The organism is Thiorhodococcus drewsii AZ1 (assembly GCF_000224065.1).
Lineage (GTDB): Bacteria > Pseudomonadota > Gammaproteobacteria > Chromatiales > Chromatiaceae > Imhoffiella > Imhoffiella drewsii.
The window spans coordinates 1-879 of the sequence record NZ_AFWT01000121.1 but is presented as its reverse complement, the minus strand read 5'-3'; the positions used below and the strand labels follow the sequence as shown (position 1 = coordinate 879).

Annotated in this window: 2 protein-coding genes and 2 pseudogenes; all 4 read left to right on the top strand. The window is 58.2% G+C overall.

All coding sequences use genetic code 11. From position 1 onward, the window contains the following. Positions 1–62: 62 nt before the first annotated feature. A pseudogene (locus tag THIDRDRAFT_RS27200) lies at positions 63–197 on the top strand (IS630 family transposase); the annotation flags it as partial. 58 nt (positions 198–255) lie between these two features. Beyond that, positions 256–561: a transposase gene (locus THIDRDRAFT_RS27195; RefSeq protein WP_281054782.1), complete on the top strand. Its 306-nt coding sequence runs from the start codon at positions 256–258 to the stop codon at positions 559–561. 29 nt (positions 562–590) lie between these two features. Continuing rightward, positions 591–749 (top strand): annotated as a pseudogene (locus THIDRDRAFT_RS25265) (glutathione S-transferase family protein); the annotation flags it as partial. Positions 750–760: 11 nt separating this feature from the next. Continuing rightward, on the top strand, positions 761–879 hold a 119-nt coding region (locus THIDRDRAFT_RS27015), incomplete at its 3' end, for a ClpXP protease specificity-enhancing factor SspB (RefSeq protein WP_007043415.1).

Here is an 879-nt window from a genome sequence, read left to right as displayed (position 1 = left end):
CCGATGCGTCCAGGCGTCCCCAAGCCGTCGAGTTCGAATACACGCGCCACGGCACCCAAGCGTTGATCGCCAACTTCGAGGTCGCCACCGGGCAGATCCTCGCGCCCTCCATCGGCGACACCCGCACCGAAGCCGACTTCCTCGCCCATCTCACCGCCACCGTCGACACCGATCCTCAAGGCGAATGGATCTTCATCTGCGATCAGCTCAACATCCACCAGTCGGCCAGCCTGGTGGAGTTCGTCGCTCAGCGCTGTGAGATCAAGACGGATCTCGGTCACAAAGGCCAGGACGGCATCCTCAAAAGCATGGCCTCCCGGGCCGCATTCCTCCAGGATTCCCACGCACCGCATCCGCTTCGTCTATACCCCCAAGCACTGCTCCTGGCTCAACCAAGTCGAGATCTGGTTCGGCATTCTGACCCGACGGCTACTCAAGCGCGGACAGTTCTCATCTACCGAGGAGCTCAAAGCACGGATCCTCGAATTCGTTGATTTCTTCAACCAGACTCTCGCCAAACCCTTCCGCTGGACCTACAGTGGCAAGCCACTGATGGCGTAAATTAACCAGTGAATTTCAGGTGCGAAGTACTAGTCGATTGTTGTGTGGCCCCCCTTCTGTGGCGGCTTCCCTTGCTCGACATCGAGTTGCCGCCTCAGGCGGATGCGGTGCGGGCCTATATGAAGCGGATCTTTTCCTGGGATGCCTTCCGTCAGAGTCTGACCGAGGCGGAAAAGGAGATGGTTTAGGGTCCGAACTGATGATTGACGATACCGATAGCATGACTTCCAGCAAGCCTTATCTGATCCGGGCGATCCACGAGTGGATCCTCGATAACCAGATGACGCCCCATCTGGTGGTGGATGCCAACTATCCGGA